Here is a 17,207-nt window from a genome sequence, read left to right on the forward strand (position 1 = left end):
ACTATCCCTCTAATTCTTTGGCAATTTCCAGGTCAACCCAGATATCATCATCGGCATCGTCCAGCACCGGAGCATCAACCACCGCATAGGACCAGTCATTGATCACCTCAAGCGCACCGCCGAGCATCAAATTCAAATTTCCGCACAATTCTGTCGCCTCTTTTCGGGACCACTGTTCTTTCTCCAGCAAACTGCGATAAAGCTGGCTATGTGCGGAGTCAAGCCCCCCCGTTTCCGTTAATGAGGCTGGAGCGCTTTCTAGCTCTTCCGGTTCTTCTTCGGTGAAAATTGTGTTCAGCAATTTACGAACATCATCCGTGGCAGATTCGTGGCGGGCAAGTACATTAGCATCCAGTGTGAACCCTGCTGCTGGCTGATCAGTTGGTACTGACGAGACGAGATCATGTTCAGTTGCGGAATGCTGATGGATATTGCTCGAGACAGATGAGGGATCCAGCCCCAAACTTGAATAAATCTTCTCAAGCTGTTTGATTTCGGCAGGCGCTATTTTCCCATCCGAACAGGCAACACTAACGATAACCTTACCCACAGCAGCTTTTTCCGCGGCCCCCATCAACTCAATCCTGCTTTTCATTCCTGTCATATTGGCTGGGGTATGAAGTTGCCACGTTAAATACGCATGTAGAGAGCGTTTTTCATCATCGGTGACGCCAGGATTGTTGTTGATGGCATTCTCAAGCACTTTCTGTTCAGCTTGATCAAGAGAATCGTCAATCAAGGCGACCATCGCCCCTAATCTGAGCATCATTACGGCTGAGATAAATTCAGGAGAAGGTGAGAAGCGTCCACCTTCGGCGGCAGGGAATAGAACAAGTGTCCCATCAACATCCGCCTTCACATGGTGATAATACGGGTCAGGTGCCAGACCGTAACCCATCTTCAGAGCAAAGGCCTGCATCAAATCGGCCTCTTTTTTATTGATCTTATTGGGGCAACTGGCATTCATATGTGCCCAAAAGTCAGCAACTGAGACTAACCCCTCCTTGACGAGGATCGCCTCATCAGCCCAGCGTTTGAATGAGCTTAATATTTTTTCTGCGCTTTCATTAACGATCTCTGAAGGGAGCAACATAATTGCAGCCGTATCATTAACTGACGTACCTTTCCTACCAAGGTAGCGACTATAAGCATCAAGTTCATCCGTACATATGTCGGCAAGAGCCATAATTTTCTGGACAGGGCTCTTCAACGCACTTGGATCAGGCAGGTCGGGAACAGGAAGTCGAACACCTCGCAAACTAGGACTTGCTGGTGTGTAATCTAACCTTAGGCGCGTTTTATTCGCCTTAACGACCATCCCTTCACCATATTTGAGGGTGTAACGCCGTTTGAAAAGCGCAGCAAACTCTTTAGCACAGCGGCGAGCCGGGGTACGCAGCGAATACTCGGTGTGGTTTATTACCCAGTTCAAAGCCAGTTCAGCTGATACAGGAACTCCTTCATGTACAGTTTTTGCCAGAGCCAGCTTAAATTGCATGCTGTTGCTGAAACCTGAATTGCTATCGAGCTCAGTGGCTAAGCCCATGTTCGGGCGCAGAATAGACATGGCTTCGAGTAATTGGGTCGAATATCCACGGAAGGAGCGGTTCTCAATGAATACCGATCTTAACCGAGCGACTTCATTGAACAGATTACGGAACTCAGCATCAGGGAATTTTGGGTCAGTGGAATCTACGAGCGCTTTTCTTTCCAGGCCGTAGAGGTAGATAAAAACATAGCCGATAGGACACGATGGATCAGACCTATCGCTGGCAAGCCAACTGACATACGCACCGCGTGCTTCTGGGGAAAGAGAGGAAAAACTGGGCCAGTATCCTAATGAACTGTCCTCGTAAAGATAAGAAGTAGGTTTTATCTGACATGTGTCATCAATTAATGATGCCTCACTTCCATCGTCATAATAGCCATTTAAATTATTACCTGCGGGCTTCATCCGCTGACCAAAGTAGAAATGACCACCGAAAATATCTACACCTCCTACAGCAATCTTCTCCCCCATCTGTACCCATCGCGCTGCGGTTCCGTTCTTTTTTGAAGTTTGCGGATTTACAACAGGCGTTATGTGGACCTCGATCCCCTGGCCACTGCTGAGTTTAAATGTGGCCAGATTGTCATCTTCACGTTCATCATCTTGCACAATAGCCTCTTGTTTTCTGATGTCAGCAAGCCATTCTTTGGGGGGAGCTTTAGCTGGTTTTGGTGAATAAATTACTGAAGATCTATGTTTTTTCTTTTTGAAAAACAATAGATAAACAACATAAATCACCGCTAAAAATATCCATATCTCCATGGGTAGTAACCTTAAACATGACTTTTCGCATACACCAAAGGATGGCAATGGAACAGTGAAGGGGATTAGTCTGAAAATAATACAACTATATTGCGAGTCCTAAAACCCAAACATAACCAAAGCTTGCCAGCTGTTTTAATTTTTAAAACAGTTAGTTAAATATTTTACCCGTAAGATACCCAAGATGTGGTTAACGGATGACTGCGTATAAAAGTACATCAGGCATGTTAGCAAACGGCTGCATCCTCCCTTACCCCATTGGGTATGAGTCTGCCAATGGGATCTAGGAGAAAGAAAAATTTCATTTTTTCTTCTGAGCAACGACTCTCGCAAATGCCTCACGAACATTGTCCCTCTCTCGTGACCAACGCAAAACTCGTGAACGAAGTTCACCATAATCTAGGCCAATGCCTTCTTCTTCTATAAACTGCCATAAGGCTTCGTCGATGGCCTTGAAGGCTAACGTATTCCTTTGCCATCCTTGCTCGGGTCGTTCCGTTGTTTCCAAAAGCTGAATGACCTTTTGACGAACCAGTTCAAAATTTCGTCTTCTTCCAGGCTCAGCTTTACTTGCCTCTTTTTTCTTTTGCTCTTTCTCTCTGTTTACTTCATCACTCATCGCCATGTTAAACAACATAGATAAATCTCTGTTCAATTCGAGATAACCGCACGCTATTGTCAGGTACCGGCAGGCCTCTCTGACTCTGCCCTGCGCCCTGAAGATTTGACCAAGCGTATACAGAGCGACTGCGATATCCATATCACCGAACATAGTTTTATCGCGATCGGCCTGCCGACAAATTTGTTCAAACTCATTAGCAAGTGCCCCTTCATAATAGCTTGCAATGTCATTCTCTCCGTATCGTCGAAGAAAATCTGAAGCCCAATGACGTCCGGATGCATTTACGGAATCAACTTCATCCTGCGACAGATTATCCCTATCGTTCATTTGGTTGAACTTAAGCTCATACTTCTTGCATAACGCCTGATAATCTTCTTCGTAGTTGATCCCGACATCTTTTTCCACTTGGCTTATTCTCCACAAATTATCAATGAGTTAGCCTTACTATGTCACCTTTGATTGTGACGTTATCCGCTCACTCTCATTACGTCATAGTACGCCATCAAAGCCGCCATAAGTTAGATCCGATATTCGATACAGTAGCGGATTAAGCGTACTTTCTGATCTTTGCAGGCTGTTAAATTCATTAATGAAGTTAAACAGCTGATTCTGAAGTTCTTTAGCCGTTTCGGGTGTTGGTTCACCAATTTTCTCAGTCTGCAGCCAATGAAAAAAAGACGCGATATGCTGATGACTACTACAGGGTCCCCGCCTGCTTATCTTCCTTTCCGGGTCAATGAGCCTCAATGCATGACGCCATTCCTTGTGTGTATAACGGGTGGCACTGTCGAAATGAATAAGTAATTTCTGCTGAACCTGACGACCGATTAATAATCCCTGTAGCAAAACTAATTGAAGTTCCCTGACATCACTGTCATGCAAACCCCACCGGATAATTTTGCCAGAGAAAGCATCAATGATAATTCCAAGATTGACACTGCCCTCCTCCGTCGGGATAGCAGAGACGCCAACTACCCAGCGCAGATTTGGCAAAGGAGGTTGAATATTATTTGTGATTGGGATAACCGAGGACCCTGCCGGAGACAAAGGTTCAATGATGCCGGATTGCGCTTCGGCTTTGACAGACTTCAACAGAGCCCGGGCGCTGCCCAGACTGCATACCTCCCCGGTGTCGCGAAGAATCTCAAAAATTTGCCGATAACCATATTCACCTCCGGATTTCTGCCACAGGTCGCGGACTAGATCGCGCAGCCGGTGCTCTTCAGCGTCGTGAAGAGTTTTAGGTTGCTTCAGCCATGCATAATAGCCACTGGGATGAACATCCAGTAGCCGGACCAGAAGGCGAACGGGCCAGACTTCAGCATGCTCACAAATAAAGGCGTACTTTACTCTGACCGGACAGTTAAGTACGCCTGGGCTTTTTTTAAAACATCGCGTTCTTCAGTCACACGTTTGAGTGCTCTTTTAAGCCTGCGGATTTCTGCGTCAGGCTGGGAAGAAGTGTGATGTCCTGATTTTTTTAACCAGGCATACAGGCTGTGGGTCGTAATGCCAAGCTTTGCCGCTATGGCCGGAACAGCCTGTTTATCCTCAGTCACCAGCCTGACCACCTCTGCCCTGAATTCTTCAGAGTACCGTTTTCCACTCATGATTTTCCCTGCCCAGAAGCCATTAAAAATGGGTTATAACTGTCTATTACTTTAACGCATGAACACTAATTCACCAAAAAATAGCTTATTAAAAAAATAATAATAATATCAATCAATTAAATATATAAATTCAAAACCAACTCCATATAGCACGACCAAATCCAGTAGCAGCATTTTTACGTCAGGCTTCGAAAGTTAGATTGACGTCGTCTTAAAGAAGCTAAGAAGGAGCAAACAAAGATGTCCACTTCAAACGTGAAAGTGCTGCGTATCGCTGCAGTGGTTAACAAGCTCGGGATCGCCAGATCGACCATCTATGACTGGCTCAATGCCAAATCGCCACGTCATGACCCGGCGTTCCCGAAGCCCTATCCTCTCGGTAAACAGTCGGTTGGCTGGATAGAATCCGAACTGGACGAGTGGGTTTTGCAGCGCAGGCCCGTTATGCCCTGACGCATCCCGTCTTTTCTCAGCTAACGGCTGAATAACCGACTTAAATAACACACCACTTAATAAAGCCACCGCATGCACTTACCCGGCAGGGTTAGTCGCATCGGTGATGTCATCCCTGCGTTATTTGGATTGAAAAAAGGAAATTGAAATGTCATATTTACCCCCTGCACTTCCACTGGTTAATTCTGCCAATCCCTTCCCCGTTGATGCATTGCCATTGATAATGCAAAATACCATCAACTACCTTCAGGATGGTGGAAAAGTACCGACTGTACTGGTCGTGAACGCTGTTTTAGCGGCAGTATCATTAGCCTGCCATTCGCATATCAATGTACTCAATCCTTACACGGACATAGAGGAGCATTGTTCACTCAACATCCTGACGCTCGCTGATTCAGGGACGGGCAAATCGTCCGTCAGCAAACAGGTAATGAAGCCCTTTGATGCTTTCAGGGCTGAATTGGCCGAATCACATCGGGTTAACCAGGCTGTCTGGCGCGAAGATTATGTCGTATGGAAAACCAGTTTAAAGGCGCTGGAAAGTAAGCTGCGCGATGCAGTTAAAAAAGACCAGTGTACAGACGAGGCCCAGGCAGCCCTGAAATCTCACGCATCGGTTGAACCCGTCAGACCAGTGCTACCCACGCTGGTCTACAATGACACCTCGCTTGCCGCGCTCATCGCTGGCCTGAATGAGTATCCGTGCGCAGGTCTGATTTCTGATGAAGCCAGCAACTTCTTTGACGCTCGTCTTAAAGATAATCTGGCGTTCTTCAACAAAGCCTGGGATGGCGATATGTATGAGCATAATCGTCATCAGCGTGCCACCCAGAGCTTTAAACCGACGCTGACGGTGTCCTTAATGTTACAGCCTTCGCTTTTTTTCGATTACATGAAAAAGGATGGTGATAAAGCATTAGAGAGCGGTTTTTTATCCCGCTTCCTCTTTTCAAATATCACCCCGAACACCATGCTGAGTTCCTGTGTGATGAGCCACCATTATCGTCCGGATACCGCATACCGTGATGAAAATGCTTTAACCTGCTTTCACGACCTGATTGGAAAATTACTCGGGCAGCAGCTAAAACAAATTTATTCTGGTGAAGGTAAGAAAAAGGTTCTCAAGCTTTCACCTGAAGCAGAAGTCCACTGGGAGACGATGCGTGAGAACTGGCTGAGATACACATTCCCGGGTGGTGCCTGGTCATATATCAAACCCATGGTACTGAAAGCCAGTACGAATGTGTTGCGTATCGCTGCGCTGCTGAATTACTTAACCAACCAGGAGGATGATATTATTACTACTGATGTTATTTCGCGAGCATCAGCGATAGTGAACTGGTATCTCAACCATACCGCAGTCTGGTTTTATCAATTCACGGATGAGTATAAATTCCAGCAAGACGTGCAAATACTAACCCAGTGGATCCATCATAAATTCAGGTCCACTAACGGCTTTCCGTTTAAAAAGAACGATGTCATTAAATATGGGCCGAACAAATTTCGCCGCAGCGAAAAACTGGAACCGTTGCTGAATGCCATCATGACTACAGGTACTTTCGCATACATGGTTAAATCTCCTGAGAATCCGGCTATTTATATTACCTGGCTCATGAACGATGGTCGCTATATGCCATTTTATGATGATAAACAGCCGCCTTCACCTCAGAACCCTGCTTAGCCAGAATAGCTACCTCATACCTGAGCACTATTTTGGATAACACAACAATACACAGGCTCGTGGTCCGGAGGAGATCGCGAGCCTTATCCATCTGAAAAATACACAGTGATACATTGCTCCTCTGCTACAACCGCTACTGTAGCGAACTGTAGCGGCATTCTGGAAAGCACCCACAAATGAAACATGCTCTTTTGCTCACAAATCGTTCAACTCGGAACAGGCGGATTCACTTCACTACACCCTGGCGATGTAGCACTACAGCTCAGAAATGTTGCCTCGTGTTATCGCCTGTGTCGCTACAACGCTGCTACAGTCGTTTCTGATTGTGGTTTTGATTGGGCCTCTTAATAATTCAGTACTGGCTGCAACCAAAATTTCTGTGTTCGTCTGAATTATCTTTGCTAAAGCGCTTAGCCAGATAAGACAGTCTTCTCATGATAGTATCGTAATGCCAGGTGAAATGTTCGCCATTGGAATTAAGATTAAAATCACCTTCATGTACAAACTCTATCAGGGGATAATATTTATTTTGATAATCCTGCTGCGCGTGCAGTTTTAAAGCTCTGATCCATGCATCCATAATCATCAATCCCAGGCAGTGAACGTATTGTCCCTGCTTCGGATAATAGGTACCAGCTGCGTACCAGGCATCGTTATTCAGTATCAATGCCACATGATAATGTTTCTTCCCCTTTTTTTCACCAAACTCTCTGGCCCATACATAGCGAACTCTACTGAGATGAACTCGCTTTCCCTGTTTTATCTTTCTCTTCTGCGTGAATTTAATCTGTGATTTTAACGACTCAATAAAGCGGGTTATCAATTGATGATCTGTTTTATAACTTTCGTAATTGGCATCAGGAAACCTCAGGATAATATTCAGGATAAACGTCCTTGGGTATTCACGTAAGGAATTCTGCAGCGTTTCATGAATGCGTTTAATGTGATGCTGATTATAACCCATATCGTTGCTCATACTTTAATCCTTGTGTTATTCATCTCAATATAATTAGGATAGAGAGTTAATTAATACATTTAAGTTCATATACAGAACAATAATCAATACTATTGCTGTGGCAGTATTAGCCCATCTTTATTATTTTAATACCAATCAGACATGCAACATTAACTAATAGATATTTTTGCTATAGAAGAAAGAATCATTAACTTCAGACAATTAACTTACATAATATAGTCAATAATCACTCTGAAGTTAGGTGCATGTGGGAAGGTGAAAGTTCTTATTATTACGGATGTTTGAATCCAAATTTACTTAAATTTATATTGCAGATATTTTCGTACCTATATCACTTAAGCGAATGGCAAAAGACTCAGATTCCCTCTCTATGGCTTATTGATCTGTCATGCCGATCGATGCTTACACAATGATAGCCAACAACTATCAATTGATGATGAATCGATCGTTTTTTACAATAGATAATAACGATCAATTTCTGATAACCGATCTGTATTAACGATTATCCCAACAGACCACGAATGCATACGATCAGGCTGCTTCCTGCATGCCGGGAAGTGGCCTTTCACCATATAAATCACACATTAAAGGAAAGATTTAATTGAACATTCGCACAGTTCTTTTTCTCTGCTCATCGCTGACAGCGACTGCTGCACAGGCCGTCACTCCCGAACAACAGTGGGGTGACTGGTATGGCTACATCAATGCCATGGAGTTTGAAATTAGCACCGACAATGCCACCGGAGAGCGCCTGACGCTGACCTGCTCAGACGAGCATATGACCCTCTACTACAGTGTGCCTGCAAAGGACTATCGGGCCTCAGCCACCGGTATAAGCATTAACGCAACCTCATACGCTACGGGCGAAACGGCCTTTATTGCGCTCAAAAATACCAATGATCAGCAGAAGATAGAGATCACGATGAAAGATAAGTCCCTTCCGGGAACCTTTAAAACCGCGGGGTTGCGCGAAGCGTTGAATGACCTGAGCTGGCAGGACTGTATCAGCCATTAAGGCTCATGAGAGGCCCTGGTCATAAAGACTCACTGGGTTATCGATGATTGCGAAAACTTCACAACTCACGATTCAGGATGTAAAAATGAAGGCACTAATTTCACGACTCACCGTCATTTCAGCTCTGCTATTTCCCGCTTTAAGCTCTGCAGTGGTTATCCCCGGAAATATACACCACGGACGTTACACGTTCTTTCTGACAGAGGAAGGCGGCGAAATGCTGCGCGATATGAACGATGCTGCAGTGAGCGTCAAGCTCAACAATAAAGCAGGCTTCGCTGTTGAGGCGCAAAGAATGGCCGCTGCAGCGAATATTTCGCCTTTGCTTTATGCCGCATCGCCGCTTGAAGAAAACTTTATCCGCTACGACAGTAAACCCGTTAAGGCCCTGACCTGCCTTATCACTTCCCGTAATATGCCGGGCACCAACAAGAATTATTCATGGGAGGAAACCTACTGTCTGGATGAAACCGGTGCAGCTTACATTGGCACCCAAGGCTGGCCGTCACGCACAATATTCGACAAAAGCTGTGGGGTGGGTGCATCTGACTGCCCGGTCTATCTGAGCCTGAAAAATGATCCACCCACCCTGCGCAACGACTCCGCACAGTATGTGCCATACAGCAGCGCTCACCGTTCTGAGACGGTGCCCAATAAAACTCAGAATAAAGTACCCGCTGACGAAATTGTCGCTGAGCAGGATGGATATGCGGTTCACTTTTCCCGAAGCAACAACTGTTCTGACAGCAGACTCACCGTTAAAAATATCAGCACAGGGAAAACTGCTGCGATCACAGGTGTCAACGGGTGCACATTTAATCCGAAAAAGAACGCTGTGGTTATCTATCCGGTCAATGAATACGTGAGCGTTTACAGCGGTACCACCAATACCTCTGAAGAAATAGCGACTGCCGATCTCCCTTAATCACTCACCTGACCCGGTATAGACATTCTTCTATACCGGTCATTATGGAATTCCCATGAAAGCTAATCACCTTCAAGATGATAAAACTCCCCTGACCACATCACCCGGTCTTACCTGGCCTGTAGTCTTCTGCGTCGCCGGAATAACGCTTCTGCGAAGCAAGTCTGTCGTGTGTCAGACGATAGGGGCCAGCCTGACTACACTGTGCCTGGTAACGCTGATAAAAAAACTCGCCACTCTGGTCTGAGGGGTTCGCTACCTGGCAAAGCCAAATGTGCACCTGAGACGGGACCAGAAGACACTCCTCCCCTGATAAAAAACCCTGGCAAAACATACAAACAATTAGTCAGGCGTATTGTTATCCATGATCTGGCGGTGCTGGCAGAGGCAAGGCTCAGGGATGACGCATTTGCTTTTTCTGTATGCAGTAAAGCATACCGGCATTTTCCCTCATTCATCCGACGAAGGTATCCCCAGGAACAGTACCTCCGTTTTTTGAGGCAGCATCTGCCTATTATCCTTGTACGTTTACGTCAAATCTGGGATTACACGTCCCCCACTTTACTCCCGTCTCAAGACAATGAGACATAGCCACCAGCTTCACCCTGGACATTTTATCTTTCGACCACGCCACTCTCCGGAGTGGCTTTTTCTGTCTATTTAAGGAACTAGTTATGACCCGTTTAGCCAGCCGCTTTGGCCGTATAAACCAGATACGCCGTGACCGGCCTCTGACCCACGAAGAACTGATGAGTCATGTGCCCAGCGTGTTCGGGACTGACAAGCATGAATCTCGTTCAGACAGGTACACCTACATCCCGACCATCACCATCCTCGAAAGCCTGCAGCGTGACGGCTTTGAGCCGTTCTTTGCCTGCCAGACAAAAGTTCGCGACCAGAGCAAGCGGGAGCACACCAAGCATATGCTTCGCCTGCGTCGCGCCGGACAACTGACCGGCCATCAGGTGCCGGAAATCATTTTGCTTAACAGCCATGACGGCTCATCAAGCTACCAGATGCTGCCGGGGCTGTTTCGTGGAGTCTGTACCAACGGACTGGTCTGTGGTCAGTCATTCGGCGAAGTTCGGGTACCGCATAAAGGCAATGTCGTCGAGAAGGTGATTGAAGGGGCTTACGAAGTGCTCGGGGTCTTTGACCGGGTGGAGGAGAAACGCGAAGCGATGCAGTCGCTGGCGCTGCCAGCCCCGGCTCGTCATGCACTGGCGAATGCCGCACTGAAGTATCGATTCGGTGAGGACCACCAGCCAGTCACGGTATCGCAGTTGCTGACCCCACGTCGCCGGGAGGACTACAGCGATGACCTGTGGACCGTATACCAGCGCGTGCAGGAGAACCTGATGAAAGGTGGATTGTCAGGGCGAACCGCTCAGGGGAAAAGCAGCCGCACACGTGCAGTTACCGGTATTGATGGCGATGTGAAGCTCAATCGCGCCCTGTGGGTTATGGCAGAAAACATGCTCGAATTTTTCGGGCGTTAAACAACAGTTCCGGCATAAGGGAGATAATTTAATGGATACACAAAATCATCAGTTCGCTGAGCTGACAGCAATTACCGCCTCAGTGGTCCCTGATGAGTTACGCATTGGCTTCTGGCCGAAACATTTTGGCTCCATCCCGCAATGGATAACCCTTGAACCCCGAATCTTTGCCTGGATGGACCGCCTGTGCACTGACTATCACGGCGGTATCTGGAACTTTTCGACGCTCAGCAACGGTGGCGTTTTTATGTCTCCTGAGTCGGAGGATGATGAAAAGTGGGCATTGTTTAACAGCATGAACGGCAATGGAGCAGAACTCACCAGTGAAGCAGCAGGAATAGTCGCCTGTCTGATGACATACAGTCACCACGCCTGTCGCACCGAGTGTGATGCGATGACTGAGCACTATTATCGCTTACGCGACTTCGCGCTGAACCATCCAGAGTGCAACTCCATTATGCATCTCATCGACTGAGGAGAGCCAAGCATGAGTACCGCGTTATCCCCATTGTCATCACAGCCTGAACTCTTTCCGCTGTCGGTTATGGCTCAACATGGTTGCCTACTTCCCGCGACTTCCGGATTGACACCCTATGCCCAACAGACCATTCGCCGGGCTATCAATCTGCTGGATAAATATCTGCGTCAGCCCGGTATATCTTTTACCTCAAGTGCTGCTGCCCGTGACTGGCTTCGGTTACAGCTGGCAGGACAAGAACGGGAAGTGTTTATGGTGCTCTATCTTGATAATCAGCATCGTTTACTGGAGAGCGAAACGCTGTTTGCCGGTTCAGTTAACCATGTCCAGGTCCATCCCCGCGAAGTAGTGAAGTCAGCACTTCGCTTAAATGCTGCAGCTGCCGTGCTGGCGCATAACCATCCATCCGGTGATCCGGAGCCCAGCCAATGCGACCGCAATATTACGGGCAGGCTAAAAGAAGTATTGGCGCTCGTTGATGTGAAAACGCTCGATCATCTGATTGTCGGCCAGGATGGTATTGTGTCGTTTGCGGAGCGAGGGTGGATATGAAAATCATCAGTAAACGCCAGGCAATGGCCTTGTACCGACAGCATCCAGGCTCCCGGCTGTTTCGCTTCTGTACCGGCAAATATAAATGGTCTGGCAGTATCTGCCATTATGCTGGCCGGGAAGTTCAGGACATACGTGGCGTTCTGGCCGTGTTTGCTGAACGTCGTCAGGACCGCAATGGTCCCTATGTGATTCTTCGTAGCGTCACTCTCAATTAATCCTTCCCTTTTATCAGGAACAATAATGAACAATCACTCCGAATCCGGTACTAAGCCGGAGAGTCCCGCCTGCCAGCTGTGGGGACTTAAACGTGCTATTACCCCCTGTTTTGGGGCTCGTCTGGTACAGGAAGGCAATCGGGTGCATTTTCTCGCTGACCGCGCCGGGTTTAACGGTGCTTTCAGTGACAACGATGCATTGCGCCTCGACCAGGCCTTTCCGTTGATGCTCAAACAACTGGAGTTGATGCTGATTAGCAGCGAGCTCAATCCCCGCTACCAGCACTGCGTCACGCTTTACCACAACGGACTCACCTGCGAAGCCGACACACTCGGCTCCTGTGGCTATGTCTACATTGCTATCTATCCTGAGCAGACTGAGCCGCATTAACTCACCACTTATTCCCTAAACATCATAGAGTAAACATCATGCAAACCTTATCATCACACCCGACGCAGGCGGCTCAGCCCTGCCTGTCACCCATTGAAATCTGGCAGTGCCTGCTAACTCATCTGTTGTCGCAGCACTATGGCCTGACGCTGAATGACACACCGTTCAGTAATGAAACCACCATACGAGAACATATTGATGCTGGAGTATCGCTCAGCGATGCGGTGAACTTTCTGGTAGAAAGATACGGGCTTGTCCGTATCGACCGGAAGGGATTTTCGTGGCAAGAACAAACCCCGTATATTTCCGTAGTGGATATTCTGCGAGCAAGGCGCTCTACCGGCTTGCTAAAAACTAACGTGAAATAAACGCTTAAATACAGAGCAGACTAAAGGAAAGCAAAATGCTAATCTCACAGACGAAGAGACTCCTGCTGTAACCTCCCCTCCCCTGCAAAAAACCTGACATTTTCTTTTAGGACCAACAATGGGACCAAAATAAAAATTGAATTGATTATTAGCACATATAAAACAAATAGTTATAAAACCAATTCAGACTCCGCCAGCCCACCAAAATTCTCCATCGGTGATTACCAGAGTCATCCGATGAAGTCCTAAGAGCCCGCACGGCGCAAGCCCTGCGGGCTTTTTTGTGCCCCATTCCTACAGTTCCATCCATCCCTTTGACAAACATCAACCCCCTTCCCCCTTCTCCTGTGCAAAATTACCCACACCACCCAGCGCTACGGAATAGCCGCCCAACCCGGAAGGAACCCCACCATGTACAGACCCATAACCGTTATTATCTTCATTCTCCTGACCCTCGCCGCCCTTGCTGAAATAAGCTTTTTATCCTTTGGATAATCCTCAGGCGAAATATCCCTCATCAGGGCACATTGATCTCATTACAGTTTTTTCCTAAAGCCATCCCGTTTCGCCTGTGCCATGCTGAATCACGCTCATAACCGATAACGTTAAATGAGGATATTATGAAAAAAACAATTATCGCATTATCTGCCGTTCTGCTGGCTTCCCCAGTATTTGCTGCGACCACACATGCAACTGACGATACCGTCGCGGCGGCGAACGCAAACGCCAACGAGGCTAAGCAAAAACTGCACGAAGAGCAGAACAAAGGTGAAGAGCTGAAGCTGAAACAGAAGCATGCTGCGGAAGGCAAAAGCGAGAGCCTGGGCAGCAAGGTCAGCGAAGATTCCCAGAAAGCCTGGCATAAAACCAAAGAAGGCACCGAGAAAGGGTGGGATGCCACCAAAGAAGGCGCAGAGAAAGGCTGGAACAAAACCAAAGAAGGTGCCAGCGAGCTGGAAAAGAAAGTCACTGAGTAATCCCTTCGAAAGGCCGCAGACGCGGCCTTTTTTATTCCCTCCCGCCCTGCTCCCTGAAGGCTAAACTTGTCTCAGGAGGGCACCGTCATGAGCCACAAAGACACCGCACCAGAAACCCAGGGCGTAACCGTTGAAATACTCTCCATTGTCGATTTGGGCCCGGAGATCGCAGGCATGGACGGGCGTCAGCTTCGCATGCGCAGGGTGACGCTCGCCCCCGGTGCGGTCTTTGGTCCGGTGCACGATCATATCGATCGCCCCGGTACCGTTTTTATCCTTGAGGGGACCATCACCGATCATCGTAACGGTATCGCCACCGATTACGGTCCCGGCGTCGGCTGGCCGGAAGATCATAATACGGTCCACTGGCTGGAAAACCGGGGCCCGGTGACCGCCGTCGAAATCTCGGTGGATATCATTAAAACAGCCTGACGCATAAAAGCCGAATAGATCCCGGGGGTGACGCGTTTACTCCCTGCCCCCCTAAAAGAGATCCTGAGATGCTGCGACGCCTGGTAATAGTGCTTGTTTTGGTTTGTCCGTGGGCGATGGCTGCCCCGAAGAGCTACATCATCGACACCAACAACACCACCATTCGGCTATCCTGGCATGCCTTCGGCGGCATCCTCTCCTGGGCGACGTTCAGCGGCGTGACGGGCGCCGTGACGCTCAATCCGGAAAATGACGTCGACGACCATATTCACGTCACCATTCCCGTAGCGACTCTCGTAGCCTCAAACAAGCTGCTCACCTGGCAGCTGAAAAGCGACATGTTTTTTGAATCCGAGCGCTACCCGACTATCGAGTTCATCAGCTCTCGCGTGGTCACCCAGGGCGACGGGCGGTTCAGGGTGTTCGGCACGCTGACCGTGCGAAACATTGCCCGCCCGGTGATCCTGGAGGCCGTCGTGATAGACCCGCACGCGCAGGCCCTTACGCTGGATGCCACGACGGCGATCTCGCGCGCGTCCTACGGGATGGATAAGTTTGCGCTGGTCGTGGACGATCGTATTGCCATCGCCATTGCGATTAAGACAAACGACGTGCCGTCATCCTGAGATGAGCCGCTGTAGCTGCTCCGCGTTTCCCCGCAGGTGAGACGGCGGGTTTCGGCCAATCAGGACAAACTGGTAGCCCGCCTCCTGCCACCACGCCAGGTTCATGCCGTGCCGCTGCTCCTGGCGCAGAGAGGCCATCGTCTTCTCATCTACAGGAGAGATACAGAGCGCCATCGGGCCGTAGTCGGCGTTGATCCAGGCAATCTGCGCGATCGAGGTGGTTTCATAGCGCAGCATTCGCACCATTTTCAGCTCTGCTCCCTGCAGGACAAGCTGCGACATGCGCAGCTTGATGCCGATGTCCTGCGCGGCCCGTTCCAGCCCGCGCAGCAGGACCGGCGTTGCGCTGTCCATATCCAGCAGCGTCTCGACGCTGTACAGGGACATATATTGCGCTTCGAGGTCGCGAATATGGGCATTCTCATCCGCTGGCGCGGAAGCGGGCCGAAGCAGATAGCCCAGCCCGGATCCGACCATCAAAAAGCTGACCGATGCGGCAATCAGCGCCCGCCTGCTGACGCCAGCCGGCGTGGAGGATTGTGGATCGGGAAGCGCCGCCAGACGCGCCTGCATTGTCTCCAGAGGTGCCTCATCCAGCAGGGGGGCAAACGCCCCGGCGAAATCCTGGCTGCTTTTCATCAGTTCGGCGGTTCGTCCGGAGAGGCGTTCGTCCCTTTTCAACTGTTCTTCAAATTGCTGCGCGTCGGCGCGGCACATCTCGCCATCTATCCATGCCACGATAGCGTCGTCGTTATAGGGCGGTGCAAAACGGTGCGAGTTCAAGAGCGTTTCTCCTTTACCGGAGGCAGTGCGTCAGCGGACCTGGCAAGCCGAACCCGCGCCGTCGCCAGCCGGCTCATCACGGTACCGATAGGCACCGCCAGGGTCTCCGCCGCCTCCTGGTAGGTAAAGCCTTCGACATAAACCAAAAATACCGCGTTGCGCTGGGCTTCAGGCAGCGCGTTAACGCGCTGCATCACCTTCATGTAATGCAGGCGCGTCTCATCCTGTTCGCGGGTATCCGGCGCCAGAAGCTCGTCGCTGGCCACAAATCCCTGCCCCTGACGCACGTGTCGGGCCCGAAGCTCAGAGATCCAGATAGAGTGAAGTATCGCGAACAGCCACCTGTCGATGCGCGTGCCCGGCGTATACTGGCTGCCCCGTTCAAGCGCACGCACGCAGGTGGACTGAACCAGCTCTTCGGCGATATCCCTGTTTCGCGACAGCACCAGCCCATAGCGCCAGAGACGCGGCAGGTGTGCGGCTAACTGTTGACGAACCTCACTGGTAGCGATGTGTTTCCCCTCCACGAGAAAATCAGGATTCCGGATGTCCGTTGATAGCGGCCTGCAGGTCACGGTACTCCTCGCAGGACTGGCCACAAATACCGGCAATCACCTTCAGCTGTTCTTTCGCGAGGTCAGGACGTCCTTTTACCATCCACGCTTCACCGAGATATTCCCGGGCTTTGGCATAATCCGGTGCGATAGCCAGCGCGCGCTGGTAGTAACCAATCCCTTCGTCCGTGCGGCCAAGCTTGCGCGTGGCGAACCCGCGATAGTTCCACGCTTCAGCCGTATTGCCATTTTTCAGCGAATCAAGCAGGTTGAGCGCCGCCTGGTACTCGCCTTTCTTCGCGAGATGGTACGCATAGTTGGTTTTGTCCTGGTCGCTGAGGCTGCTGCTCTTGTACGGCACGCATTTCTGGGTGGCGCTGTCATACACCTGTCCGGAAGGACAATCGGGCGTTTTGCTCTCGGTACTATTATTGCCCATTGCCAGCACCAGGGGGGACAGCAGGGAAAAAATCAGCACCGGGATCAAACGGAACGAGGACGTGTTCATATAAAGCTCCAGGGTAAGAAGGGAGTGACGTCAGTAAACGCCCGACTGACGCTTTTTATTCATTCTCCCCATAATTTTATTGTTGTCGCAAAATCATGCTGATGTCGTAGCCCCAATGGAAATTAATCAGGTTATTTTACCCTTTCCTTAACGCTATTATTTTCGCGTGATAGCAGAATTTTAACCTCGCATAAGAATATATTTCTTCGTACAGGTGATATAATATAT

Annotated in this window: 21 protein-coding genes; 13 read left to right on the forward strand and 8 right to left on the reverse strand. The window is 49.1% G+C overall.

Annotated features, from left to right (window positions below):
• Position 1: 1 nt before the first annotated feature.
• The 4 genes from SPG90_RS12400 to SPG90_RS12415 form a co-directional block, all read right to left on the reverse strand.
• Positions 2–2,311 carry a TerB N-terminal domain-containing protein gene (locus SPG90_RS12400; protein WP_322408170.1) on the reverse strand — a complete coding sequence of 770 codons (2,310 nt, stop codon included), beginning with the start codon at positions 2,309–2,311 and terminating at the stop codon, positions 2–4.
• A gap of 301 nt (positions 2,312–2,612) precedes the next feature.
• Positions 2,613–3,338, reverse strand: a complete 726-nt coding sequence (locus SPG90_RS12405) for a hypothetical protein (protein ID WP_322408171.1) — start codon at positions 3,336–3,338, stop codon at positions 2,613–2,615.
• Between the two features lie 84 nt (positions 3,339–3,422).
• Positions 3,423–4,025 (reverse strand): hypothetical protein, encoded by a 603-nt coding sequence (locus tag SPG90_RS12410; RefSeq protein ID WP_205924651.1) that lies wholly within the window; start codon positions 4,023–4,025, stop codon positions 3,423–3,425.
• A 254-nt stretch (positions 4,026–4,279) separates the two neighbouring features.
• Positions 4,280–4,543 (reverse strand): IS3 family transposase, encoded by a 264-nt coding sequence (locus SPG90_RS12415; protein ID WP_063963749.1) that lies wholly within the window; start codon positions 4,541–4,543, stop codon positions 4,280–4,282.
• A 240-nt stretch (positions 4,544–4,783) separates the two neighbouring features.
• Here SPG90_RS12415 and SPG90_RS12420 point away from each other — a divergent pair, with 240 nt between their 5' ends.
• Positions 4,784–4,996 carry a helix-turn-helix transcriptional regulator gene (locus SPG90_RS12420; RefSeq protein ID WP_063963750.1) on the forward strand — a complete coding sequence of 71 codons (213 nt, stop codon included), beginning with the start codon at positions 4,784–4,786 and terminating at the stop codon, positions 4,994–4,996.
• Positions 4,997–5,144: 148 nt separating this feature from the next.
• Entirely contained in the window at positions 5,145–6,677 is a 1,533-nt protein-coding gene (locus SPG90_RS12425; protein ID WP_322408172.1) for a YfjI family protein, read from the forward strand.
• Positions 6,678–7,029: 352 nt separating this feature from the next.
• On the opposite strand, the gene SPG90_RS12430 is transcribed toward SPG90_RS12425, so the two are convergent.
• Positions 7,030–7,653, reverse strand: coding sequence for an inovirus Gp2 family protein (locus tag SPG90_RS12430; RefSeq protein WP_063963752.1), 624 nt, complete (start codon positions 7,651–7,653; stop codon positions 7,030–7,032).
• Between the two features lie 601 nt (positions 7,654–8,254).
• Here SPG90_RS12430 and SPG90_RS12435 point away from each other — a divergent pair.
• The 11 genes from SPG90_RS12435 (at position 8,255) to SPG90_RS12485 (ending at position 15,134) form a co-directional block, all read left to right on the forward strand.
• The gene (locus SPG90_RS12435) at positions 8,255–8,668 is read left to right on the forward strand and encodes a hypothetical protein (RefSeq protein WP_322408173.1); all 414 of its coding nucleotides are present in this window, start codon (positions 8,255–8,257) and stop codon (positions 8,666–8,668) included.
• Positions 8,669–8,711: 43 nt separating this feature from the next.
• Entirely contained in the window at positions 8,712–9,593 is an 882-nt protein-coding gene (locus SPG90_RS12440) for a hypothetical protein (protein ID WP_155024344.1), read from the forward strand.
• A gap of 674 nt (positions 9,594–10,267) precedes the next feature.
• Complete coding sequence (locus tag SPG90_RS12445) at positions 10,268–11,092, forward strand: DUF932 domain-containing protein (RefSeq protein ID WP_063963755.1); 825 nt, start codon at positions 10,268–10,270, stop codon at positions 11,090–11,092.
• A 31-nt stretch (positions 11,093–11,123) separates the two neighbouring features.
• Entirely contained in the window at positions 11,124–11,567 is a 444-nt protein-coding gene (locus tag SPG90_RS12450; RefSeq protein WP_155024346.1) for an antirestriction protein, read from the forward strand.
• A gap of 12 nt (positions 11,568–11,579) precedes the next feature.
• Positions 11,580–12,122, forward strand: a complete 543-nt coding sequence (gene radC, locus SPG90_RS12455) for a RadC family protein (protein WP_205924646.1) — start codon at positions 11,580–11,582, stop codon at positions 12,120–12,122.
• Positions 12,119–12,340 (forward strand): DUF987 domain-containing protein, encoded by a 222-nt coding sequence (locus SPG90_RS12460; RefSeq protein ID WP_032680445.1) that lies wholly within the window; start codon positions 12,119–12,121, stop codon positions 12,338–12,340. Before radC ends, SPG90_RS12460 begins: the two co-directional genes overlap by 4 nt.
• 25 nt (positions 12,341–12,365) lie before the next feature.
• The gene (locus SPG90_RS12465; protein ID WP_181627784.1) at positions 12,366–12,731 is read left to right on the forward strand and encodes a type IV toxin-antitoxin system YeeU family antitoxin; all 366 of its coding nucleotides are present in this window, start codon (positions 12,366–12,368) and stop codon (positions 12,729–12,731) included.
• A gap of 38 nt (positions 12,732–12,769) precedes the next feature.
• A complete protein-coding gene (locus SPG90_RS12470; protein WP_023480671.1) occupies positions 12,770–13,099 on the forward strand; it encodes a TA system toxin CbtA family protein in 330 nt (109 codons plus the stop codon).
• A gap of 620 nt (positions 13,100–13,719) precedes the next feature.
• Positions 13,720–14,076: a hypothetical protein gene (locus SPG90_RS12475; protein ID WP_023333137.1), complete on the forward strand. Its 357-nt coding sequence runs from the start codon at positions 13,720–13,722 to the stop codon at positions 14,074–14,076.
• 87 nt (positions 14,077–14,163) lie between these two features.
• Positions 14,164–14,508, forward strand: a complete 345-nt coding sequence (locus SPG90_RS12480) for a cupin domain-containing protein (protein ID WP_059445677.1) — start codon at positions 14,164–14,166, stop codon at positions 14,506–14,508.
• Between the two features lie 68 nt (positions 14,509–14,576).
• Positions 14,577–15,134, forward strand: a complete 558-nt coding sequence (locus SPG90_RS12485; protein WP_126303004.1) for a YceI family protein — start codon at positions 14,577–14,579, stop codon at positions 15,132–15,134.
• Here SPG90_RS12485 and SPG90_RS12490 read toward each other — a convergent pair.
• From SPG90_RS12490 to SPG90_RS12500, 3 genes are read right to left on the reverse strand one after another with little or no spacing between them, the layout of a single operon-like run.
• Entirely contained in the window at positions 15,126–15,917 is a 792-nt protein-coding gene (locus SPG90_RS12490; RefSeq protein WP_126303005.1) for an anti-sigma factor family protein, read from the reverse strand. The genes SPG90_RS12485 and SPG90_RS12490 overlap by 9 nt on opposite strands.
• Positions 15,914–16,444, reverse strand: coding sequence for an RNA polymerase sigma factor (locus SPG90_RS12495; RefSeq protein WP_126303006.1), 531 nt, complete (start codon positions 16,442–16,444; stop codon positions 15,914–15,916). Before SPG90_RS12495 ends, SPG90_RS12490 begins: the two co-directional genes overlap by 4 nt.
• Before the next feature lie 7 nt (positions 16,445–16,451).
• Positions 16,452–16,979, reverse strand: coding sequence for a tetratricopeptide repeat protein (locus SPG90_RS12500; protein ID WP_126303007.1), 528 nt, complete (start codon positions 16,977–16,979; stop codon positions 16,452–16,454).
• Positions 16,980–17,207: the final 228 nt, after the last annotated feature.

This window comes from Enterobacter sp. D2, assembly GCF_034427575.1.
In the GTDB taxonomy this organism is placed as follows: domain Bacteria; phylum Pseudomonadota; class Gammaproteobacteria; order Enterobacterales; family Enterobacteriaceae; genus Enterobacter; species Enterobacter cloacae_M.